The sequence below is a fragment of the Streptomyces apocyni genome (genome assembly GCF_009739465.1).
Classification (GTDB): domain Bacteria; phylum Actinomycetota; class Actinomycetes; order Streptomycetales; family Streptomycetaceae; genus Streptomyces; species Streptomyces apocyni.
In genome coordinates this window covers 228,133-249,875 of record NZ_WHOM01000078.1, presented here as the reverse complement: position 1 = coordinate 249,875, position 21,743 = coordinate 228,133, and the positions used below count along the sequence as shown (strand labels likewise).

The following is a 21,743-nucleotide window of genomic DNA, read 5'->3' as shown; positions in this document are numbered from 1 at the left end:
AGGGGCGAAGAACCGTTCAGGCGACCTGGGTCAGCTCGCACCAGACGAACTTGCCGACGCTGGGCTTGAGTTGACTGCCCGGGGCGTACCAGCCCCAGTTGTCCGTGCACTCCTCTACGAGGGCGAGGCCTCGGCCCGTGGTGGGGGTGGGGATCGGCGCGGCGGCGGCCAGGGGTGGCGCCGGGGTCGGGGGTCTGGGGTCGTTGTCCCAGACCGCGATGCGCAGAATCGGCGCGGACCAACGGAGGGCGAGGGTCGCCGGGCCCTTGGTGTGCCGCACGGCGTTCGTGACCAGCTCTGTTGCGACGAGCTCGGCGGCTTCTGTGAGCTGCGGCAAGCCGTGGAGGGCGAGGGTCAGGCGGAGGGTGCGGCGGGCGATCGTGACCGCGCGGGGGTCGTTGGGGATGGAGAGGGTGTACGTCCAGGGTTCGGTGGGGTCTCCGGTTTCGGACATGAGCATGCGTGACTCCTGGTCAGGGAGGGGGAGTTGGGGTGAGCTGCGGTGTCGTCGGGTGGTGGCATGTCGCCGCCGCCGTGGCAGGGCGGGGCGGTGCGCTTCCGGTACCCCGGTGTTCCGCAGCGTGTGCGTCGCGTCACCGAAGGTAGGGGATATGGTTAATCCGTCGCAACCCTAAGCCGCGCATTCGACGTAAGTTCGAATGCGCCAACTCGCCGTTGCAAGGCAGGCTTTGGGTGATCGGAAAGGATGTCGCATGCCGCCAAGGAGTCAGCCAACCGCTCGCCAGAGGAGGTTGGGTGCCGAGCTGCGCAAGATGCGTGAGGCTGCCGGGATGACAGGCCGCGAGACTGCCGAACTGCTCGGCGTCAACGCGATCCAAGTGAGCCAGATCGAGTCGGGGCGCGCGGGGCTCAGTGAGGAGCGAATTCGGCGTATCGCTGTGCACTACCAGTGCGCGGACGTGGAGTTGATTGATGCCCTGGTCGCGATGGCGACGGATCGTGCGCGTGGGTGGTGGGAGGAGTACCGAGGCGTACTGCCGTCCGCGTTCCTGGATCTGGCCGAGCTGGAGCATTACGCGACCTTCATGCGCGTCGTCGGTACCGCGCACATACCGGGGTTGCTCCAGACCGAGGACTACTCGCGCGCAGTGTTCGCGTACCGGGTCCCGGAACTTCCGGAGAGTGAACTGGAGCCAAGGGTGACGCACCGTATGCGTCGCAAGGCGGAACTCTCCCGGCCTGACGCCGTCCCATACGAGGCGGTGGTGCACGAGTCCGTGCTACGCACCCGCGTTGCCGATCGGCGTGTGGCCAGAGAGCAACTCGTGGAGCTGCTCGTCCAGTCGGAACGGTCGAACGTCACGGTGAGAGTGATCCCGTTCGATGTCGATGGGTTCGCCGGGGCCTGGGCCATGATGCTCTACGCGGGCGGACAGGTGGCGGCCCTGGACACGGTCCAGCGGGACGCTCCCTATGGCACGGCCCTTCTAGATGCATCTGCTGAGCTCCTGGCCATGCGAACACTCTTCCGTAAGGTGGAGTCAGCATCACTGGAGCCCGCCAAGTCGCGGGATTACATCCACCGTCTGGTGAAGGAGCTCTAACACGTGACTCAGTGGCAGAAGTCCTCATTCTCTGGCGGTGGCGACGGCAACGAATGCGTTGAAGTCGCCCAAAAATGCAGTGTGTTGCTCCTCCGTGAAAGTGAGAACCCGGACCAGGTCCTCGCACCCACCCGGTCCGGGCTGGTCGCGCTCATGCGGTACGTACGAGCGGCGTGAGGTAGGTATCTTCTTGGCGCATGCGCCAAGGGCGACGCGCGCTTCGGTGGGTCACGCAGGCATCTCCGATGCGTGTGGCGGTTATGTGGGTGACGACTCCTCCACGATCGCGTGTTCCCGGCCAGGATGGTCGCTCCCGTCGAGGAGCTCGCATGGCCTGGCAGCCACAGTTGATACGACGCGTCGATGCCGCGGGCAACCCCGCGGCATCGCTCGGACACACCTTGGTGGACGACTACCTGGAGTTCGTCGCTACGGGCAGGACTCCTCGAACTTCACAGCCCTCAAGAACACCGGCTGCCCCGTCAGTTCGGCTCCTACCTGGGGATCCTGGCTGCACACCTTCCAGTTCGAGTCCACCAAGACTGCACGATCCTGGCCAGAGACGTCTGTGACGTCGATACTCGTAGAGGGGTCCAGGACGTCCCGCGCAACCTTCACCGACTTGCCCCGAAGATCCGGCATTCTTTCGCCTGCCTTAGCTGGCTCCTTTCGGTCCTTCTCCGGGCAACTCTCCTCAAGCTTGACAGCGCCGAGATCAACTTCGGTGTCTGTCGAGTGTCGGCCTGGCTTCGGGGTCTGGAAGCAGACCTTCCAATTGCGGTCGAGTACCTGATTCCGGCCGCGGCCGAGGGAGTCATGCGACGTGAGTCCATAGAAGCCAGCGGCTTGCGCGGCATCCTGGGCGCTTTGCAACCCCTTGCCGACAAGGTTGGGAAGCTCCGCCGTCTTCGCCTCCTCGGTGGTCGCTGGCGTCGCTCCCTCGGTGGTGGCTGGCGTCGTTGGCACCGTGGTTTCACTCCTCGGCGGGACGCCCTCGGAACCGCCGTCCCCGCACGCGGTGAGCGAGAGAAGAGTCAGGGTGCTGAGGAGTGCTGTGATGGCATGGCTGCGCATGTGGTGATGGTGCCGATCGCCCCGATTTCCGGCTGCAGGCAGGGCCGCGTATGCCGCAACTGTTACAGAATGCTACGAACAGCGCACGGGCGCGAAGCTCTCAACAAGTCCGCGGGGGTTGACTTCGAGACCCGCAAGAGGAGTTGGCCGAAAGTGGGCCGGTGGTGGCGCGGGGCGTCTTGTCGGGTGTGGCGGGCCGCTGCCAGGATTCGGGCGCGCTCTGCGGCGGCCGAAGTACGGGTCAGACCTCCGGCCGGTCCCTCCACCCGTTGGTTCTGGCCGACGCCTGAGGAACGACCGACCCAAGGAGTGCCTCACCCATGCTGCGATCGAAGCTGCGTGCCCTGCTGCTCGGCGCCGGTACCGCCGCCCTCATGACGGCCACCGCGCTCGCGCCCACCGCGACGGCCGCGACCGCCGCCCCGGCAGCCGACAGCCGTACGGCGTCCGCCTCGGCGGGCTTCTGGTCCTGCACCGTCCCGGCTGGGTACACGTACACCGGCACGCGTGCCACGTACAGCTGCAACTCCAGCGGCTACCGCAGCACCCACTACTACGTTCAGCCGCCCGCGGACGGTATGCGGGCGTGTACGGTTCCGGCTGGCTTCACGTACACGGGTACGCGTACGACGTACAGCTGCAATATCAACGGGTATCGCGGTACGGAGTACGCGTTGGCGACGCCGAGGGACGGTCTGCGGACGTGTACGGTCCCGGCCGGTTTCACGTACACGGGTACGCGTACGACGTACAGCTGCAATATCAACGGGTATCGCGGTACGGAGTACGCGTTGGCGACGCCCAGGGACGGGCTGCGGGCGTGCACCGTTCCGGCTGGCTTCACGTACACCAGTACGCGTGCCACGTACAGCTGCAACATCAACGGGCACCGCAGCAACCTGTACACGCTCCGCGCCCTCTGACGGAGACGGAAGACGGATGACGGAGCAGGGGCCCGGGGACCGCCGTCCCCGGGCCCCAACTGGGCAGCCTTCTAGCCTTCTAGGCCGCGTTCTTCATCGCTGTCGCCAGACCCCTGGCCCAGATCTGGTTGACGCGGGCGCGCTCGGTGGAGTTCGGATAGGCGTTCGTGCAGGACGGGCCGGGGCCGCCGCCGGACATCAGCTCGCTGCACGGGCCCTGGTAGCGGTCGGGCAGGCCGAGGACGTGGCCGGTCTCGTGCGAGGTGACCCGGGTCGAGTTGTAGATCTGGTTCTGGCGGTAGTCCAGGAAGATGTATCCGCGGCCGCGTCCGTCCGTGTAGGCGTAGGAGCCGCGCCGGTCATTGCCCTCGTAGTAGCGGAAGTCCGGGTTCGAGCCCTCCTGGAGCCTGACGTTGGAGACGGAGCTGTTCCAGATCTGGGTGCTGGCGGCTATCTGCTGCCGGAAGGTCGGCGCGTTGGCCGCGCTGTAGGTGACCGTGATCTGCTGGGCGCCGGGGTTCGCGGCGCGCTTCTCAGCCACGGACTTCACTACGGCTTCGAAGAAGGCCTTGTTGGCGGCGGCGTCCTCGGCGGACCCCGCGTACTGCGCGTACGCGCCGCCGGTTCCTGAGGGTGACGACGCCGCGGCGGCTGGGGCCGCGCTCAGTGCGCCGATGGCCAGGCCGAGGCCGAGCGTGGTCGAGAGCAGCGCTCGGGGAAGTCTCGGAAGTTTCATGTGTCGCATGTGGGGGGCTCCTACTCGGTGGGGGGCGAGTGGTTATCCGAGAGTGTCGGGGAGCGGGAGCCCGTACGGATGATGGCAAGTGCCGATAGCGGTGGGTTATCACCGCCCTAACTTCCGTGTGTGTGGCGGGAATTAGGCGTCTGGTGTGATCGCGGGGGTCGTTCTACGCTCAAGGTTCATGGAGCTTGAGGTGAGACACCTCCGCGCGGTGTGCGCGATCGCCGACACCGGTAGCCTGCACCGTGCCGCGCGTCAACTGGGTGTGAGCCAGCCCGCGTTGACGACCCAGCTCCGTCGTATCGAGGGCGCCATCGGCGGCAGTCTGTTCGCCCGTGAGCGCACGGGGTGCCGACCGACGCCGCTCGGCCTGGTGCTGCTGAGCCGGGCCCGGCCGCTTGTCGCGGAGATGCGGGAGCTGGTGACCGAGGCCAGGGCGGTGGCCGCCAGGGCCGGTGGGCCGCAGCTGCGGGTCGGCTCGACGGCCAGCCGGGCGCTGCCGGGGTGGCTGCGGCGGCTGCGTATCCGGCTGGCGGACGCCGGGGTGTCCCTCCAGATGAACGTGTCGGCGAACGTCCTGCTTAGGCAGGTCGCCGAAGGACAGCTGGACGTCGCCTTCGTTCACCAGGTGGAGGGCTGTCCGCTGCGGATGCCGGAGGGGCTACGGCTACGGGTCCTGCTGGACCGGGAGCCGCAGTTCGTCTCGCTGCCCGTGGACCATCCGGCCGCCCGGCGGCCTGCCGTACGGCTCCCGGAGCTGGCGGGCGAGCAGTGGATGGTCGACCCGACGGTGGACGGGGAGCGGGACGGGCTGCTGCGGGTGCTGCGCGCCGCTGGGCTCAACCCCCGTTTGCTGCACGGGGATTACCTCACCGCGGCGACGCTGGTCGCCACCGGCGAGGTGGTCACCGTCTGCCAGCCGACCTCGCGCGAGCGCCCTGATATGGCGGTCCGGCCGCTGGAGGGGGACCCGCTGGGCGTACGGCTGCTGCTGGCGGCGCGTACGGACGTGGAGCTGGACGGGGTGTACGCGGATCTGGAGGCGGCTTACTGGGAGGCGGCCCGGCAGTCGACGGCGTACGGAGATTGGCTGCTGCGAACGCGGGGCGATAGGGCTGCCTGACCGGGGGAGAGGGATTTAGCCCCTCTTTATCCCTTTACGTGGCTGTGCTGGAGTCGTCCGGGAGCCGTTACCTCGCCTACGTATGACGCCAACACGACCCTCGTAGCTTGATGGACGTCGCCGCCGCAAAGGGGCGCAGACAGGGAAAGACCCGCTACGAGAAGGTCATCACCATGCGTGCCATTCGCCGTACCGTCCGCTCCGCCGCCATCGCGACCGGCGTCATAGCCGCCACGCTCGCTCTGCCGGTCGGCGTCAAGGCCGGTGCCGAGGGCGGCAAGCAGCCCGACACCGTGATGATGGCCGCTGGCGGAGGCATGGCGGCTGCCGGTGCGGCGGGCCTTGGCTTCGCGATGCTGCGCCGCCGTCGTACGGATGGCGAGGGCTGACGGGCTCACGGGCTGACGCACCCGCGGGCGTGGGCTTGGGCGTGGGACGACGAGTGGGCGGCACCCCAGTCCCGGGGTGCCGCCCTCAGTCATGCCGCGCTCAGCAGCCGATGTTCCGGCCGTCCTCGCGCCAGACCGCGACCACCGACGGGCGGACGATCTTCCCGGGTCCGTCCGGCCACTGCGACGCCGGGTTCTCCACCGACGCGCCGCTGACCTCGCCCGGGTGCTGCACCGCGACCAGCACGCGACGGTCCTGGATGATCGGGCCGCAGGTCTCGGCACCGGTCGGTACGGTCAGGAACTGCTTCAGCTCACCGCGCCGTGGCCCGTGCGTGGCGACACCGAACAGGCCGTCGTGGCTGCCGAGCTTGTTGCCGTCCGTGGAGATCCACAGGTTGCCGTACGGGTCGAACGCCACGTTGTCCGGGCAGGAGATCGGGCTGACCTTGTCCTTCGGGAAGCCCGCGAAGTACGACGACGGGTCCTCCGGGTCGCCCGCGACCAGGAACAGCGACCAGGCGAACCTGGTGCTGGCCGGGTTGTGCCAGTGCTCGGTGAGCTCCAGGACGTGGCCGTGCTTGTTCGCGTTGCGCGGGTTGGCCTCGTCGGCGGGCGCCTGGCCCTCCAGGCCACGCTTGGTGTTGTTGGTCAGCGCGACGTACACCTTGCCGGTGCGCGGCGAGGGCTCGACGTCCTCGGGGCGGTCCATCTTGGTGGCGCCCGCCTTGTCACCGGCGAGCCGGGTGAAGACGAACACCTCCTCGGCGGTCATGCCCTCGACGTGCGACACGGCACCCCTCGGGCCCGCGGTGGCCAGCGGAATCCAGACGCCGCTGCCGTCGAACTCGCCGTCGCTGGGCAGCGCGCCGGAGCCGTCGATCTGCCCGGCGGGGGAGTCGCCGGTCAACTTGGCGACGTAGAGCGTGCCCTCTTCGAGGAGCGTGAGGTTGTGCGCGCGGGCGTGACGGCTCCGGCCGCGCTTCATCCGCTTCGAGGAGACGAACTTGTAGAAGTAGTCAAAGCGTTCGTCGTCGCCGCTGTAGAGGACCGGGCGGCCGTCGCGGGTGAGGGTCGCGGTCGCGCCCTCGTGCTTGAAGCGGCCGAGCGCGGTGTGCTTGACGGGGGTGGAATCGGGGTCGTACGGGTCGAGCTCGACGACGTAGCCGTGGCGGTGCGGCTCGTTCGGCTCCTTGGAGACGTCGAAGCGGTCGTCGAACCGCTCCCACTTACGGCCGGAGGAGCCGGTGGGCAGGCCGTAGCGCTTGTCCGTGGCGCTGGAGCCATTGGCGAAGTACTGGTTGAAGTTCTCCTCGCCGTGCAGCGTGGTGCCCCACGGCGTGGTGCCGCCCGCGCAGTTGTTGAGGGTGCCCAGCACCTTGGTGCCGGTCGGGTCGGCGGAGGTCTTCAGCAGATCGCTGCCCGCGGCCGGGCCCGCGAGGCGGAACTCGCTGGTGACGGTGAGGCGGCGGTTGACGTGGTGGCGCTGTACGGGCGTGAGCTTGCCGGACCTGCGCTCCTCCTGGACGGCGACGACCGACAGGCCGTGCGCGGCCCAGGCGATCTCGACCTGCTCGCGGGTCGGGTTGTCCGAGTCGTACCCGGCGAACATCAGCTGCTCGTCCGTGTACTCGTGGTTGGCCACGAGCAGCTGGCGGCCGTGGCCGTACGGCAGCAGCGCCAGGAAGTCGTTGTTGTAGCCGAACTGACCGGCCTGGGCCTTGGCGGTCTGGTTGTCCGGGTCGAAGGCGGGGGCGCCGCGCAGGATCGGTTCGCCCCAGCGGATCACGACGTTCTGCTCGTAGCCGGTGGGGATGGTGACCTGGTCGGCGGTGTTGGGGGCGACGGCGTCGAAGCGCAGGCCGCGGGCGGCCTTGTGGGTGGGGCGACCAGGGTGGCCGGGGTGGCCAGGGCGACCGGGGTGGCCGGGGTAGTGGCGGTCCGCTGTGGCCGCGGCGGCCTGGGTGGCCATGCCGGGGGAGGCGAGTGCGGCGGTGCCAGCGGCGGTGGCTACGGTCACCACGGCGGCGGCACGCATCATCGACCTGCGGGACAGGGCACCGGCCATGACATCGCCGACGTATTCGTTGTCGCTGGTGTTCGGCACTTCCTGGAAGCAGGCGTCTCCACAGCGGTAGCGGCAGGTGAGGGCGGAGCGTCCACCCGGGTGCGAGCCGATGAGCGGCAGCAGTTTGCGCATGATTCTCCCCATATGGGCCTTTTTGGGCCCTGTTGAGCATTCTTCGGCGCACCCTGCGCCGACACCGTGTCGGAATGTTCCGGCGGTGACGTTAGGGGTGTACGAGAGCCGGTTGGCGGCGGGTGGTTGAACGGCAGGTGAACCACAGGCGCACGGAGGTAAGTTGGCGCTGGGGGCGTGCGCGGTGTGCGCCGGGTCCACGTCGGGTCCACGCTGGGTTGACGTTCGGGGCGGGCCGCTGGGGTGACGGGTCGGCGTGACGGGCCGACCCTCCCCAAGATCGCAAAGAGCTGCGGCTAACCTTACGTGTCCGCCCTGGCCAGGGATTACGGAATCAACTCACGCGAAGGGTTGCGCACATGGGCATTCTGGATCTCCTGCGGAACGCGTTTGGGCGGTCCCGCAAGGGGCGCGACGAAGCGACCTCGGCCGGGGCCGTGCCGGAGGCTCGGCAGGAGGAGGCGACGGCGTCGCAGTCTGCGTCTGCGTCTGGGTCTGTCTCTGGGTCTGCGTCCGAGTCGGCTTCCGTACCTGCGGAGTCCGTCTCCGTACCGGGGCCCGCCAAGGAGTCACGGGGCGACGCCGCTGTGACGGGTGCCGCGAGTGTGCCGGGTCCGTCGTCGGAGCTGACGCCAGCGTCCGGGTCCGTGTCGAACCCGGTCGACGAGCTGGTCTCCGCCGCGTTCGACAACCCGTCGCTGAGTACCTCGTCGAGCTCCTCCTCCACGGTCCCGCGTCCGGCCACACCGGTCGACCCGGAGCCCGAGCCGGAGCCGGTCGCTGCCGCCTCCGAGCCGACGCCCGAGCCCGTCGCCGTAACCGAGCCGGAGCCCGAGCCGACCCCCGAGCCCGTCGCTCCCGTGTCCGAGCCGGAGCCGGTTGCCGTAGCTGAGCCGGAGGTCTCCCCCGAGCCCGAGCCGAAGCCCGAGCCGGTCGCAGCCGCGCCGGAGCCCGAGCCCGTCGCCGTATCGGAGCCAGGGTCGGCCCCGGCCTCCGAGCCCACGGCCCCGACGCCGACGCCGACGCCGACGGCCACGGAGCCCGAGCCCGAGCCGGAGCCGGTGGCAGCCGCCACAGAGCCCGCCGCTGAGCCGGAGCCCCAGCCGGAGCCGCAGCCCGAGCCCGTCGCCGTATCCGAGCCGGAGCCCGCCCTCGGCGCCACCCCCGCGCACTCCCTCGACAGCCTCCAGAGCGGTGCTCCCGGACTGGTCTCCGCGTACAACGCGGCCGGGGCCGCACTCGAGAAGCACGGCCTGGCCGGTACCCGTGCCGCCGTCTACCTGGTGCTCGACCGCTCCGGGTCGATGCGCCCGTACTACAAGGACGGCAGTGCGCAGAACCTGGGCGAGCAGGTACTCGCGCTCGCCGCGCACACGGACGAGGACGCGACCGTCAACGTCGTCTTCTTCTCCACGGAGATCGACGGCACCGGCACCCTCACGCTCGTCGAGCACGAGGGCCGTATCGACAAGCTGCACGCCGGGCTCGGCCGGATGGGCCGGACCAACTACGACCGCGCCGTCACCGAGGTCATCGCGCTGCACAAGAAGTCGGCCGACCCGAAGCGCCCCGCCCTGGTCGTCTTCCAGACGGACGGCGCCCCGGAGTCCAAGACCGCCGCGACACAGGCTCTGACCGCCGCGGCCAAGCACAGCAAGATCTTCTGGCAGTTCGTGGCCTTCGGCGAGCACGACGCGAAGGCCTTCGACTACCTCCGCAAGCTGGACGCGGACGACAAGGTCACCAACGCCGCGTTCTTCCACGCGGGCCCGGTGCCCGGTGAGCTCACCGACGCCGAGCTGTACGAGGGCCTGCTCGCGACCTGGCGCCCGTAGGACCTTCCGGTGGGCGGCGCCCTTCGCGCCGCCCACCGTCCGCCCACCGTCCACCGTCCGCCCACCGAAATGCCGAACAGGCTCCCCCGGTCAGTCGGATACGATATTGACGTTCCGTAGACCAAATGATCACTCCACGTAGCGACTTGGGAGCAGCCTGCAATGGCTCGACACCTCATCACCAGCGCCCTTCCGTACATCAACGGAATCAAGCACCTGGGCAACATGGTGGGGTCCATGCTCCCTGCGGATGTGTACGCCAGGTACCTCCGCCAGCGCGACCACGACGTGCTCTACATCTGCGCGACGGACGAGCATGGCACCCCCGCCGAGCTGGCCGCCAAGGAGTCCGGCCTGCCGGTCGACGCGTTCTGCGCCGAGCAGCACGACGCGCAGAAGGCGGTCTACGACGGCTTCGGACTGCGCTTCGACTATTTCGGCCGCAGCTCGTCCCCGCAGAACGTGGAGCTGACCCAGCACTTCGCCCGCAAGCTGCACGAGAACGGCTTCATCGAGGAGCGGGCGATCCGCCAGGTCTACTCGAACGCCGACGGCCGCTTCCTGCCGGACCGCTACATCGTCGGTACGTGTCCGCACTGCGGCTACGACAAGGCCCGCGGCGACCAGTGCGAGAACTGCACGCGGGTCCTGGACCCGACCGACCTGATCGACGCCCGCTCGGCGATCAGCGGCAGCAGTGACCTGGAGGTCCGCGAGACCAAGCACCTCTTCCTCCTCCAGTCCAAGCTCCAGCACGAGGTCGAGGCGTTCATCGACGCGACTGGCGACGAGTGGCCGCAGCTCGCGTCCTCGATCGCCCGCAAGTGGCTGACCGAGGGCCTGCACGACCGCGCGATCACCCGTGACCTGGACTGGGGCGTGCCCGTCCCGTCCGACGTATGGCCGGACCTGGCCGCCGACGGCAAGGTCTTCTACGTCTGGTTCGACGCCCCGATCGAGTACATCGGCGCGACCAAGGAATGGTCCGACCTGGACCCGGCCAGCCGCGACTGGAAGTCCTGGTGGTACGAGGGCGAGGGCGCCGAGAACGTCCGGTACACCGAGTTCATGGCCAAGGACAACGTCCCGTTCCACTCGGTGATGTTCCCGGCCACCCAGCTCGGCACCCGTGAGCCGTGGAAGAAGGTCGACTACCTCAAGGCCTTCAACTGGCTGACGTACTACGGCGGTAAGTTCTCCACGTCCCAGAAGCGCGGTGTCTTCACGGACGCGGCCCTGGAGCTGCTGCCCGCCGACTACTGGCGCTACTTCCTGGTGGCCAACGCCCCCGAGTCGGACGACTCGTCCTTCTCCTGGGAGCACTTCTCCGCCACCGTCAACAAGGACCTCGCCGACACCCTCGGCAATTTCGTCAACCGCGTCCTGTCCTTCTCGCGCAAGCGCTTCGGTGATGACGTGCCCGCGGGCAAGGAGGCCGGAGAGGCCGAGCAGAAGCTGGGCGAGGACATCGCCACGCTCCTCGCCGAGTACGAGTCCCACATGGACGCCCTCCAGTTCCGCAAGGCCGCGGCGGCGCTGCGCGCGCTGTGGTCCGCGGGCAACTCGTACCTGGAGGAGAAGGCACCCTGGCTGGAGATCAAGACCGACCCCGAGGCCGCGGCCCTCACGCTGCGCACGGCGATGAACCTCATCCACCTGTACGCGGTGGTCTCCGAGCCCTTCATCCCTGCCTCGGCCGCCGCGATGCGCTCGGCCTTCGCCCTCACCGACGACACGGCGACCTGGATCACGCCCGCCGAGGCCAGGTCCCTGTCCGCGGTTCCCGCGGGTACCGCCTTCACGGTTCCCCCGGTGCTCTTCGCGAAGATCACGGATGAGGACCTGGAGTCGTACAAGGAGCGCTTCGGCGGCGAGGAGTGACGTCCGCTTGATGTCGTCGTCCCCCGTGGCCTTCGGGCTACGGGGGACGATGCGTTTTTGCACCCTGAGCTTCTAGGAGCCCAGGTCCGGCTGAGGGCTGGCGATGGCGTGGGCGGCGCGTACCTCGTGGCGGAGGGGGGCGAGGACGCTGTTCGGGATGGCGTCGGCTGGGACAGGTGGGGCGTCGGTGGTGGTGTGGTGGGTCGGGGAGGCTGACTCGCGTAGGGCGGACGCCAGTTGCTCCAGGGTGCGGCAGATTTCCGCTGATTCGGCGGGGGTTGGGCGTGGGGCGCCGTGGCGGATCTGGATGCGGGCCGCGGTGGTGGCGTCCACGACCCGTTCGACGGCGATCACCAGGGGCCACCAGGCCGCGGCCCGGGTCCCGGTCGGGGGCGGCTCGGTGAGGGCGCGCTGGAACTCCGTACGCAGGTCCGAGAGGTCTCGGTAGAGGCGGCGTCGCATTCTTGCCCGCGCGGCGACGTCCGGGGTGCCGGGGGCGGCCGGGTCCAGGAAGGCGCACTCGACGTAGCGCGCGGTGTCGGTGACGGCGTCGGCGAGCCGGTCGCCGATGCGGGTGTGCCAGCTTTCCGGCCAGAGCAGGTAGCCCGCGACCAGGGCGATGGCGCAGCCGATGAGGCTGTCGTACAGGCGGGGCAGGACCAGGCCGACGCCTGCCTTGTTGAGTACGTCGGACAGGATCAGGATGACGGGAGTGATGGCGGCCGTCTGGTAGCCGTAGCCGCGTGGGGTGAGCGCCGGGATCAGCGGGGCGAGGACGAACAGCACGAGTACGTCCCACCAGCCGCGCGGCACCTCCGCCAGCAGCGCCGCCGCCAGCACCAGACCGGCCGCCGTGCCGAGCGCGCGGAGGACGGCCCGTGAGAACACCGAGCCGAAGTCGGGCTTCATGACGAAGGTGATGGTCAGCGCCACCCAGTACGAGCGCTCCACCTCGACGAGTGACACCAGGGACTGGGCCAGGCCGATGCACAGGGCGAGGCGCAGGCCGTAGCGCCAGGAGGCCGCCGAGAGGAGAACGGTACGGGCGACGCGGCGGGCGCGTTCGCGGAGTGCGGCGGGGCGGCCGAGGCGGTCGTCGATGGTGGCGGGGTCGGTGTCGGTCAGGGCTTCGGCGGCGCAGCGGATGGCTTGGGTGACGGCGCGGGTGGCGGGATCGGCGGGTTCTGCGGAATCGGCGAGTGTGGCGGGTGCGGCGGGCCCTGAGGGCTCGGGGTCGGGTAGGCGTGGGTCGACGGGGCCGGTCGAGCCCGTCTCGACGGCGTGCGCGAGTGCCCGTACGGCGGCGGGCAGCGCGTCCGGCAGTGGGCGCCCGGCCAGCTGGGCGGCGGGGGCCGCCTCGACGAGCGGGATCAGCGCGTTGAGCTGGCCGACGAGCCGGGCCAGTTCCTGGTTGCGGCCGTGGTCGCGGGCCCGCCGCGCGAGCGTCAGGTCGTATGCCTGGTTGAGTGACTGGGTGACGGTCTGGCGCGCGGTCGCGTACGTCGCCGCGTCCTTGCCCGCGGCCTCCAGGAGCGCGGCCACCGCGCGGTAGGTGTCCGCGACCGCGAGGCGTTCCGGCACCCCGGACCGTATCGGCCAGGCGAGCAGCGCCAGGGCCAGAACGAGCAGCCCGCCACCGCTGATCAGCAGTGGGGGCGCCCACCACGCCCCGGGCATCGGCAGCCCCGCGCCGATCACCGAGTTCAGCAGGAGCAGCAGCCCGGAGACCGATGCCACCGCCCCGACCGTCGAGATCATCCCGGAGGCGAGCGCGACGGCGGTCACCACGACGACGGCCAGCCACCCGTGCCCGTACACCAGCGACCCGAGCGTGATCCCGATGGCGCCGAAGAGCTGCGGTACGGCGATGTTGTAGACCCGCATCCGGTACGCGGTCGCGGTGTCGCCGATGACGCCGGAGAGCGCGCCCATCGAGGCGATCGCCCCGTAACTCGGATAGCCGGTGGCCAGTCCCACGGCCAGCGGCAGCGACATGGCGATGGCCGCGCGGGTGACGGCGGGCCAGGGGATGCCGGTCGCCGGTGCCGGTTTGAGGGTTCTGACCAGCCACTCGGGCGGCGCGATGGGGGAGGAGAACGCTCGGGACATGCGCCCATTATGGGCAGGTTGCGCGCTTTGCCTTACCGCCTGCCTCCTACCGCCTTACCGCCTTACCACCTCACCGCCTTGTCGCGCTGTCAGTTCTTCGCGTGCAGCGTGAGGTCGGCCAGCAGCGACCGGTGGTCGGTGTTGGCCAGGTCGATGAAGCGGGTGGAGCGCGCCGAGAAGTCCGCGCTCACCAGCACATGGTCGATCTGCGCCCCGAGCGGCGGCGCGGTGTCCGACGGCCAGCTCGGGGTACGGGACCCGCCCGCCAGCCGGGTGCTGTCGCGCAGACCCGTGTCCAGGATGCGGCGGAACGCGGCGTGGTCCTGGGTGGCGTTGAAGTCACCCGCGACGATGGTCGGCGTACGGCCGTCGCGCGCCGCGTAGTCCCGCAGCGCCCCCAGCTCGGAGCGCCAGACGCCCAGCTCACCGGGCATCGGCGGCATCGGGTGCGCGGACAGCAGCCGCACCCGGTGGCCCTCGACCTCGGCCACGGCGCCCGGCATCGACAGGGTGCCGGGGACGCCTTCGGCGTCCTTCAACGGATAGCGGCTGAGGATGGCCGAACCCTCGGCGCCGGTGGCCGCGGCGATGCGGTGATGGGGGTAGTCGGTACGGTCCCTGAGCGCCTGGCCGCAGCTCAGGTCGCACTCCTGGACGAAGACGAGGTCGGGCCGCTCGCGGCTGATGGCCGCCAGCAACTCCTCGGTGGCCTGGCCGAATTCGACGTTGGAGGTCAGCACGCGGAGGTGGGCGACGGGGGGACCGGACGGCGCGGCGGCGCCGCCGTACGGCTGGGTGAACCAGGCGGTGACCGCCACCGCCACCGCGCCCCAGGCCAGCCCGATCCGCCAGCGGGCCAGCGCGGCGAGCAGCAGGCCGGTGCCCGCGGGGACCAGCAGCCAGGGCAGGAAGGCCAGGAGCTGCGGCACGGGCGTGACGCCGTCCATGTCCAGCGCGCGGCAGCCGAGTACGACGCTGACGCCTGCCAGGGCGATCGCGGCGAGCCAGGCCGCGCCGCGCCGCCAGAGCCTGGACGGGGCGGCTGGGCGCTTGGCGGGCTGGGCGACCGCGCGGTCGGGCCGCTCGATGGTGGTGGCCTCCAAGGCGCCCCCTTCGTTGGTCGGTCGCGGCCGGTCACGGGTGCCCAGTGCCTGTGGGCACGGTGTCGGTGCCCACGGTGTCGGTGGGCACGGGCCTCCGTGCGCACGGCGGGGCGGGAGGGTCAGCTGAGGCGCATGGTCTCCTTGGCCAGCCGGTACGCCGGGAGCATCTCGTCGTGTTCCTGGGTGTCCAGACCGCCGAGGTCGAGGACGACCGGGCCGGACGGTGTGGAGACGGCGAGGGCGCGTTCCTTCTTCGTCTCGTCCAGGGCCTTGCTGGTGTAGAGGTACGTGACCTCGACCGCCGGGATCTCGCCCGCCTTGGTGTCGCGGTACTTGACCTGCTTGGTGCTGCTCTTGTCCGCCACGAACGCGTCCAGCACCTCGCGCGGGGTGTCGTCAGTGGCGTCCGACGTCCAGACCCTGAGGAAGCCGATGTTCCCCGCGGGCTTCGCGTCGATCTCACAGGCCAGCTTTACGGTCCCCTGCTTACCCAGCGCGTCGGGCGCACTCCCGTCGAGGTCGACGGCCTTCGGCTTCCACTTCTCCGCGAAGTCGAAGGTGACCGGCAGCGGGCAGGCGGAGTCCGCGGCGCCGACCGTGCCGCCCTTGACGACGGTGGCCGGGGCGGAGTCCCCCGTACCGTCCGTGCTCACGGAGCTCCCTGGTGACGCCTTCGCACCCGACCCGGAGTCACCCGAATCCGAGGAACAGCCGGCCAGCAGCCCCGCCACCGCCAGCGCGACCACGCCCGCCGAGACCCTGCTCCGTCTCCGCCTCCGCACTGCTCGCATCGCTAAGCCCACCCTGAGTCGCCGTATGTCTGATGCCCTGATGCCTTGCTCGACCGAACGGTATACGAGCCGAGCATCCGATCATGACGTCACTACGTCACGGCATCACGCCAGTGTCCCGTCTCTGATGATCTGGTCCGAGGCTGGAGCTGCGATCTGCGGTGACCAGTGGCAATGGCGCCCTGATCACAGGTACTCAAAGAACCTGGTCCACCAAGTTGCCTGCCCCGGGTGACCGTAGCTCGCCACTACCGCACCAGGAACATCGTTCGCGAGCCAGGTCACCCCGTCGTAAACGCGGTGGAGCAGTCGCAAGGGGACAAGTTCGTAGCCCAGGTCGGACAGCGTGGCCTCGATCCGCAGGCGGTCTCCCTCGGAGAGTGCGCCGTCCGCCACCGCTTGATCCAAGTCCCCATAGCTGTCCGGCATCGGCGTGGTGATCACGGCAAGGTTCCCGTAGTTGCTCAGCCGCACCCCAACCGCCACACACGCTTCTGTTGCCGTCTGCGGGATACCCACACTGAAGTAGTAGCTGGCGTCCTGCACCCCGTCGTTCAAGAAGCACGGCTGCCCGAAATCCTCGCTCAGCCGGCCCTCCAGCTGCGTGGCACGCGACTTGGCAAGCGTGTAGTCGAACCCCTCGGGGAACTCAAGATGATCTGGTCCGGGCAGGCGGTCCAGGGTGTGAAGAAGTTCAAGTATGCGCTGGTCATCGTGCATGGCTGCCAGGCTACGAGGGGTGTCCGCCACCGGCCGCTTCCGTAGACGCAACAGGTGGGCTGAGACTGGTCACTCGGCTTCACCGACTCTGGGAGCGGAGCCTCTATCCGGCAGCTCATGATCAGTCGGCCGTTCGGCGCGAAGTTGATTCCGTCCCCGTCCTGCTCCGCTGCTTCGAACCTGGCAGAAACCTCGCGTGAGGGCATCACCTCCCAGATATACATGGGGAATGGCAACCTTCGTACTGATCCACGGCGGCGGCGACAGCGGCTGGGCCTGGCATCTTCTGGCAGCCGAGTTGCGCTCGAGGGGGCACGAGACCGTCGCCCCGGACTTGCCGTCGGACCAGCCTTCCGCGGGGCTCGGCGATTACGCCGATGCCGTCGTCGAGGCCATCGGCGATCGGCGGCATCTCGTGGTCGTCGGTCACTCCTATGGTGCCTTTACCGCACCGCTGGTGGCCGATCGGCTCCCGGCCAGTGTGCTCGTTCTGCTGGCCGGGATGATCCCGGCCCCGGGCGAGCGGCCGGACGACTGGTGGGAGACGACCGGCTGCAACCGGGCCAGGGACGCCGCTGGCCTGTCCGCCGTTGAGGACCCCTTCGAGAGCTTCTACCATGATGTTCCACGCGACTTGGCCGAGGAAGCGATGCGCAGGGAGCGGGAGGAATCCTCCCGGGCCGGCAGCGAGCCCTGGCCGCTGACGGTTTGGCCGGACGTGCCCACGAAGTTCATCGTGTGCGAGGACGACCGCTTCTTCCCGCCCGAGTTCTTCCGCGGCCTTGCGCGAGCGCGCCTCGGTATCGTGCCCGACGAGATCGGCGGCAGTCACTGTGTCGCGCTCAGCAGGCCGAAGGAGTTGGCGGACCTGCTGGTGAGATACCTCCAGGGGTGACCGCCGCGCGATGCGGGAGACGTTCGAACGTGGGACCAGATCATCGGAGACGGGACAGCCAACACGGCGTCACGGCCATCACGACGCCAGGAAGGCCCGGAGCGCGGCGTTGAACTCCACCGGCCGTTCCAGCCCCGGCATATGGGCCGCCCGCTCGATCACACACAGCGTGGAGTCGGGCAGCGCGGCATGCATCGCCTCGGCATCGGCGACCGGCGTGTACGCGTCGTCCCGGCCGACCACGACCAGCGCCGGAACCGAGACCTGGGTCAGCATCTCCCGGTAGTCGGGCCGCTCCGCGCGCCCTCGCAGTGCCGCCGCGGCCCCCTCGGGTGAGGTGGAGGTCATCATGTGCCGCACATGGGCGGCGACCTCGGCGTCGGCGTACGGGGCCACCATCTTGTACAGCACCTCGTCGGCGTACGGCTTCATCCCCTCCCGTACCAGCCTCTCGGCCAGCTCCCGCCGCCCCCGCTTGCCCGCGTCGGTCTCGGCGGCGGGAAAGGTGTCAGCCAGCACCAGCCCACGTATCCGCTCCCCGAACAGCCGATAGCACTCCATGACGATCTGCCCGCCCATGGAGAGCCCGCCGAGCGCGAAGGTCTCGATCCCCAAGTGGTCCAGGAGCGCCGCGATGTCCTCGGCGAAGACCGAGAGGTCGGTGCTGCCGGGCACCACATCGGAGCCGCCGTATCCCCGCAGATCGGGCGTGATGACCCGGAAGTCGGCGGCGAACTCCGCGACTTGCGGCTCCCACATGCTCCGGTCAAAGGGATGCCCGTGCACCAGAACCAGCGCACTCCCCGTGCCCTGGTCGCCGTAACTGATCGTGATCCCGTTAACCCGTGCCTCAGCCATACCCAGGAGGCGAACGTCCCGCACTGACACTCTCCTGAGTCGGAGTTCCGCGGCGAGGGCGGTGATCGAGGCGGCGACCGAGACGGTGACCGAGGCGGCGGCCAGTGAGCCAGGCGGTGAGGGCCACCACGAGGGCCACGGCGAGACCCGTCGCGAAGATCGCCCAAGCCGCCGTTCGCAGCGACGCCGTGAGCGCGTCGTACACCGTGGCCGCCGCGTCCCGGGGGACCTCGGGCGGCAGGTCGGCGAGGGCGACGCGGCGGGCGAGGGCTATGCCCGCGGCGAGCAGGCCCGCCGCCAGGGCCGTGCCGAGCGCGGTGACGGTGACGGCGCGGCGGCGGTGCCGGGCCAGCAGGACGCCGACCGTCGCGCAGAGCACGGCGGCGATCGGCAGCCAGAGGCCCGCGACCTGGAGAGTGTGGAGCGCCTTGCGAGGGGCGCCGAGGTCCGTGGTCTCCATCAGGGTGACCTCGGTGTGCTGGACCGGGATGCGGTGAGCGAACGGTACGCCGTCGTCGACGAGTACCTGGCGGACCCGCTCGGTGATCGGCGCGAGGTCGATGGTGATGGCGCCGTCGCCGCCGTTGTCCAGGGAGTTCTGGAGGGCCTCGTGGGTGGCGAGGACCGCCGTGGTCCAGGCGGACCGGTAGGCCCGGGTCTCGGTGAAGGACGCCACGGCGCTGGGGACGAACGTCTCGACGGCGGGCTGTAGCGGGCCCAGGTCGATCACCTTCAGGATCTCGGCGCTGACGGCCTCGGTCACGGCGTCCCGTACCGCCGGGTCCGAGGCGAGGGGCGCCGTGGTGGCGACGTAGGCGTCGGTGTCGCCGATCTCGTACTTCGCCCAGCTGGACAGCGCGCCGAGTGGTGTCAGGACACAGGCCAGCAGCAGAAGCACCGCCGCCGCCACTCCCCTGACACCTCGCACGCTCTCAGCCAAGGCCCCCGGGCGGCCCCCCGCCAGCGCTGGTGCCCCGGACGGGCTACTTGCGGTTGTAGAGCCGCATGGTGATCGGGCCGAAGATCAGGACGAGCAGGCCCGCCCACCCCAGCGCCCACGCTATGTCCGCCGTCGGCCAGCCGCCCTGCATCAGCTCGCGCACCGCCCTGGAGACGTGGGTGACCGGGCTGTTGTTCACGAAGGCCTGCAGCCAGCCCGGCATCGTCTCCGGCTTGACGAAGATGTCGCTCAGGAACGTCAGGGGGAAGAGCACCATCATGCTGACGCCCATCACCGACTTCTCGCTGCGCAGCAGCAGGCCGAACATCGTCCACACCCAGGAGAAGGCGAAGGCGAAGACCAGCAGCAGGGCGACTCCGGCGAGTACGCCCAGGGCGCTGTCCGGGCGGTAGCCGATGATGATCCCGACGGTCAGCATCACGGCCGAGGCGACCGTGTAGCGCATGACGTCGCCGAGGAGATAGCCGACCATCGGCGCCGGGCGCCAGATCGGCAGGGTACGGAAGCGGTCGAAGACGCCCTTCTCGATGTCCGTGTTGACGGCGACGCCCGTGTACATCGTGATCATCGTGACGCTCATGACGAGGATGCCGGGCAGCAGGTACTGGATGTACTCCCGAGGTGAGCCCTCGATCGCGCCTCCGAAGAGGTACGTGTACATCACGACCATCATGATCGGGAACATCGTCACGTCGAAGAGCTGCTCAGGGACGTGCTTGATCTTGAGTATGGTCCGCCAGCCGAAGGTCACGGAGGCGGACCACGCACTCGGACGCGGCGGCCGGTCCTTGGCGATCAGCAACGCGGCCAGCGACTCGCCCTTGACCGGGGCCAGTTCTTCGGACTCCGTGGTGGTAGCGCCGGTGGTGGTTGTCGCGGTGCTCATGCTGCTGCCCCCTGGTCAGTGGTGTCAGTGGTGTTGGCGGTGTCGGTGGTGCGGTCGGTCAGGGCCAGGAAGACCTCGTCCAGGCTGGGCTGGCCCAGCGAGAAGTTGTCGACGGTAATGCCGGCGCGGGCGAGCTCCGACAGCGCGCGGGCGGCCTGCTCGGCAGCGCCCTGGCCGTTGTCGCCGGTGCCCACCCGTGCGGTGAGTGCCACCGGGTCGGGCTCCAGCTGGACCTGCGCGCCCATCACCGCGCTCAGCAACTTCTCCGCCTCGGCCCGCTGATGGGCGTCGCGCAGCCGCAGATGTACGGACCCGGCGCCGACGGAGGCCTTCAGCTCGCCCTTGGTGCCCTCGGCGATGACCCGGCCCTTGTCGATGACGGCGATCCGGGCGGCCAGCTGGTCGGCCTCGTCCAGATACTGGGTGGTGAGCAGCACGGTGGTGCCCTGGGCGACCACGGCCCGCACGATGTCCCAGACCTGGTTACGGCTGCGCGGGTCGAGGCCGGTCGTCGGCTCGTCCAGGAAGAGCAGGTCCGGGGTGTTCAGGATGGACGCGGCGATGTCGATACGGCGGCGCATACCGCCGGAGTAGTTCTTCACCTGGCGGCCTGCGGCCTCGGAGAGGCCGAAGGCCTCCAGCAGCTGCTCGGACCGGATGCGTGCCGCCTGCTTGGAGTGGCCCGTCAGTCGGCCCAGCAGGATCAGGTTCTCGATGCCGGTGAGGTCCTCGTCGACCGAGGCGTACTGGCCGGTGAGGCTGACCATGCCGCGTACGGCGTCCGCCTCCCGTACGACGTCGTGGCCGAAGATGTGCGCCTCGCCCGCGTCCGGGCGGAGCAGGGTCGCCAGCATCTTCACGGCGGTCGTCTTGCCCGCGCCGTTCGGGCCCAGTACGCCGTAGACCGTGCCCGCGGGGACGGACAGGTCCACGCCGTCCACGGCGCGGGTGGCGCCGAAGGTCTTCACCAGGCCTGCGGTCTCGATCGCCAGGCCGGTCGTCTGCTTACTCATCGTGGTCCGGTCCCTTCCGGGGTGTTCGCTTGGGTGGTCAGGAGGTGTACGGGCGGGTGGCGCGGGCCTCGCGGAGGGCCAGGCCCCACCACAGGAGCTGATCGAGCAGGGTGTCGGCCGCCTGGTCGGCCGCGCTGCCGGGGACCGCTTCGGGCGCGGCTGTGAACTCCTCGGCGAGGTTGAGACCGACGACGTCACGCAAACTCATCGCGTGCAGCTCGGTGAACACGCAGCGCAGTGCCTCGACCGCGTACAGTCCGCGGCTGCCGTGGCCGTAGCTGACGAAGCCGACGGGCTTGGCGTGCCACTCGTCGTAGGCGTAGTCGATGGCCTGTTTGAGGGAGGCCGGGAAGCTGCGGTTGTACTCGGGCGTGACGACGACGAAGGCCTCCGCGCGGTCGACGCGGTGGGTGAAGCGGGTCATCGCGGTGGTCGCCAGGTGCGGGTAGCGCGCCGGGAAGTCGGTGTAGTCGATGAGGTCGATCACCTCCACGTCCAGGTCGCCGCGCTTGGCCGCGCGCTCGGTGAACCAGTGCGCTATGGCGTCACCGACCCTGCCCTCGCGGGTGGAGCCGACGATCACGGCGACCTGGAGCGGGGGGCCGCTTGCGTTCGTCATCGGTGCCTCCTCTCACTCCTTGGGCGCCAGAACGCGGTGCGCGGCCGCCAGATCGG

The 21,743-nt window shown here is 69.7% G+C and carries 21 protein-coding genes; 8 read left to right on the top strand and 13 right to left on the bottom strand.

Annotated features, from left to right (window positions below; translation table 11 throughout):
* Nucleotides 1-16: 16 nt before the first annotated feature.
* A complete protein-coding gene (locus GCN81_RS29740; RefSeq protein WP_407698041.1) occupies nucleotides 17-454 on the bottom strand; it encodes an ATP-binding protein in 438 nt (145 codons plus the stop codon).
* A gap of 259 nt (nucleotides 455-713) precedes the next feature.
* On the opposite strand from GCN81_RS29740, the gene GCN81_RS29735 reads away from it, so the two are divergent.
* Together GCN81_RS29735 and GCN81_RS29730 are read left to right on the top strand one after the other, a co-directional pair.
* Nucleotides 714-1,565 (top strand): helix-turn-helix domain-containing protein, encoded by an 852-nt coding sequence (locus GCN81_RS29735; protein ID WP_156727642.1) that lies wholly within the window; start codon nucleotides 714-716, stop codon nucleotides 1,563-1,565.
* A gap of 3 nt (nucleotides 1,566-1,568) precedes the next feature.
* Nucleotides 1,569-1,742 (top strand): DUF397 domain-containing protein, encoded by a 174-nt coding sequence (locus tag GCN81_RS29730; protein WP_156727641.1) that lies wholly within the window; start codon nucleotides 1,569-1,571, stop codon nucleotides 1,740-1,742.
* Nucleotides 1,743-1,994: 252 nt separating this feature from the next.
* Here the strand turns inward: GCN81_RS29730 and GCN81_RS29720 are convergent, their stop codons facing one another.
* The gene (locus GCN81_RS29720) at nucleotides 1,995-2,639 is read right to left on the bottom strand and encodes a hypothetical protein (RefSeq protein ID WP_156727640.1); all 645 of its coding nucleotides are present in this window, start codon (nucleotides 2,637-2,639) and stop codon (nucleotides 1,995-1,997) included.
* Nucleotides 2,640-2,959: 320 nt separating this feature from the next.
* Here GCN81_RS29720 and GCN81_RS29715 point away from each other — a divergent pair, with 320 nt between their 5' ends.
* Nucleotides 2,960-3,562 carry a hypothetical protein gene (locus GCN81_RS29715; RefSeq protein ID WP_197287839.1) on the top strand — a complete coding sequence of 201 codons (603 nt, stop codon included), beginning with the start codon at nucleotides 2,960-2,962 and terminating at the stop codon, nucleotides 3,560-3,562.
* A 79-nt stretch (nucleotides 3,563-3,641) separates the two neighbouring features.
* Here GCN81_RS29715 and snpA read toward each other — a convergent pair whose 3' ends face one another.
* The gene (snpA, locus tag GCN81_RS29710; RefSeq protein WP_156727639.1) at nucleotides 3,642-4,307 is read right to left on the bottom strand and encodes a snapalysin; all 666 of its coding nucleotides are present in this window, start codon (nucleotides 4,305-4,307) and stop codon (nucleotides 3,642-3,644) included.
* A 178-nt stretch (nucleotides 4,308-4,485) separates the two neighbouring features.
* Here snpA and GCN81_RS29705 point away from each other — a divergent pair, with 178 nt between their 5' ends.
* Together GCN81_RS29705 and GCN81_RS29700 are read left to right on the top strand one after the other, a co-directional pair.
* Entirely contained in the window at nucleotides 4,486-5,427 is a 942-nt protein-coding gene (locus tag GCN81_RS29705) for a LysR family transcriptional regulator (protein WP_156727638.1), read from the top strand.
* Nucleotides 5,428-5,534: 107 nt separating this feature from the next.
* Nucleotides 5,535-5,816 (top strand): hypothetical protein, encoded by a 282-nt coding sequence (locus GCN81_RS29700; RefSeq protein WP_197287838.1) that lies wholly within the window; start codon nucleotides 5,535-5,537, stop codon nucleotides 5,814-5,816.
* Nucleotides 5,817-5,916: 100 nt separating this feature from the next.
* Here GCN81_RS29700 and GCN81_RS29695 read toward each other — a convergent pair whose 3' ends face one another.
* Nucleotides 5,917-8,016 carry a PhoX family protein gene (locus GCN81_RS29695; RefSeq protein WP_156727636.1) on the bottom strand — a complete coding sequence of 700 codons (2,100 nt, stop codon included), beginning with the start codon at nucleotides 8,014-8,016 and terminating at the stop codon, nucleotides 5,917-5,919.
* A gap of 647 nt (nucleotides 8,017-8,663) precedes the next feature.
* Here GCN81_RS29695 and GCN81_RS29690 point away from each other — a divergent pair.
* Complete coding sequence (locus tag GCN81_RS29690) at nucleotides 8,664-9,851, top strand: VWA domain-containing protein (protein WP_325065139.1); 1,188 nt, start codon at nucleotides 8,664-8,666, stop codon at nucleotides 9,849-9,851.
* Nucleotides 9,852-10,013: 162 nt separating this feature from the next.
* Entirely contained in the window at nucleotides 10,014-11,732 is a 1,719-nt protein-coding gene (metG, locus tag GCN81_RS29685; RefSeq protein WP_156727634.1) for a methionine--tRNA ligase, read from the top strand.
* 72 nt (nucleotides 11,733-11,804) lie between these two features.
* Here the strand turns inward: metG and GCN81_RS29680 are convergent, their stop codons facing one another.
* The 4 genes from GCN81_RS29680 to GCN81_RS29665 all read right to left on the bottom strand — a co-directional run bounded on the left by GCN81_RS29680 (nucleotide 11,805) and on the right by GCN81_RS29665 (nucleotide 16,455).
* A complete protein-coding gene (locus GCN81_RS29680) occupies nucleotides 11,805-13,841 on the bottom strand; it encodes an FUSC family protein (RefSeq protein ID WP_156727633.1) in 2,037 nt (678 codons plus the stop codon).
* An 89-nt stretch (nucleotides 13,842-13,930) separates the two neighbouring features.
* Nucleotides 13,931-14,944: an endonuclease/exonuclease/phosphatase family protein gene (locus GCN81_RS29675; protein ID WP_407698032.1), complete on the bottom strand. Its 1,014-nt coding sequence runs from the start codon at nucleotides 14,942-14,944 to the stop codon at nucleotides 13,931-13,933.
* Between the two features lie 119 nt (nucleotides 14,945-15,063).
* Nucleotides 15,064-15,597: a lipoprotein gene (locus tag GCN81_RS29670; RefSeq protein WP_231627066.1), complete on the bottom strand. Its 534-nt coding sequence runs from the start codon at nucleotides 15,595-15,597 to the stop codon at nucleotides 15,064-15,066.
* Nucleotides 15,598-15,921: 324 nt separating this feature from the next.
* The gene (locus GCN81_RS29665; RefSeq protein ID WP_156727631.1) at nucleotides 15,922-16,455 is read right to left on the bottom strand and encodes a hypothetical protein; all 534 of its coding nucleotides are present in this window, start codon (nucleotides 16,453-16,455) and stop codon (nucleotides 15,922-15,924) included.
* A gap of 229 nt (nucleotides 16,456-16,684) precedes the next feature.
* On the opposite strand from GCN81_RS29665, the gene GCN81_RS29660 reads away from it, so the two are divergent.
* On the top strand, nucleotides 16,685-17,350 hold the full coding sequence (locus tag GCN81_RS29660) for an alpha/beta fold hydrolase (protein WP_156727630.1): 666 nt from the start codon (nucleotides 16,685-16,687) through the stop codon (nucleotides 17,348-17,350).
* Between the two features lie 78 nt (nucleotides 17,351-17,428).
* On the opposite strand, the gene GCN81_RS29655 is transcribed toward GCN81_RS29660, so the two are convergent.
* The 5 genes from GCN81_RS29655 to GCN81_RS29635 are packed head-to-tail and all read right to left on the bottom strand — an operon-like array spanning nucleotide 17,429 to nucleotide 21,687.
* Nucleotides 17,429-18,208: an alpha/beta fold hydrolase gene (locus GCN81_RS29655; protein WP_156727629.1), complete on the bottom strand. Its 780-nt coding sequence runs from the start codon at nucleotides 18,206-18,208 to the stop codon at nucleotides 17,429-17,431.
* Entirely contained in the window at nucleotides 18,201-19,136 is a 936-nt protein-coding gene (locus GCN81_RS29650; RefSeq protein WP_156727628.1) for a hypothetical protein, read from the bottom strand. Before GCN81_RS29650 ends, GCN81_RS29655 begins: the two co-directional genes overlap by 8 nt.
* A gap of 55 nt (nucleotides 19,137-19,191) precedes the next feature.
* Complete coding sequence (locus GCN81_RS29645; RefSeq protein ID WP_156727627.1) at nucleotides 19,192-20,055, bottom strand: ABC transporter permease; 864 nt, start codon at nucleotides 20,053-20,055, stop codon at nucleotides 19,192-19,194.
* Complete coding sequence (locus tag GCN81_RS29640; RefSeq protein WP_156727626.1) at nucleotides 20,052-21,068, bottom strand: ATP-binding cassette domain-containing protein; 1,017 nt, start codon at nucleotides 21,066-21,068, stop codon at nucleotides 20,052-20,054. Before GCN81_RS29640 ends, GCN81_RS29645 begins: the two co-directional genes overlap by 4 nt.
* Nucleotides 21,069-21,105: 37 nt before the next feature.
* Nucleotides 21,106-21,687 (bottom strand): NADPH-dependent FMN reductase, encoded by a 582-nt coding sequence (locus GCN81_RS29635; protein ID WP_156727625.1) that lies wholly within the window; start codon nucleotides 21,685-21,687, stop codon nucleotides 21,106-21,108.
* Nucleotides 21,688-21,743 lie beyond the last annotated feature (56 nt).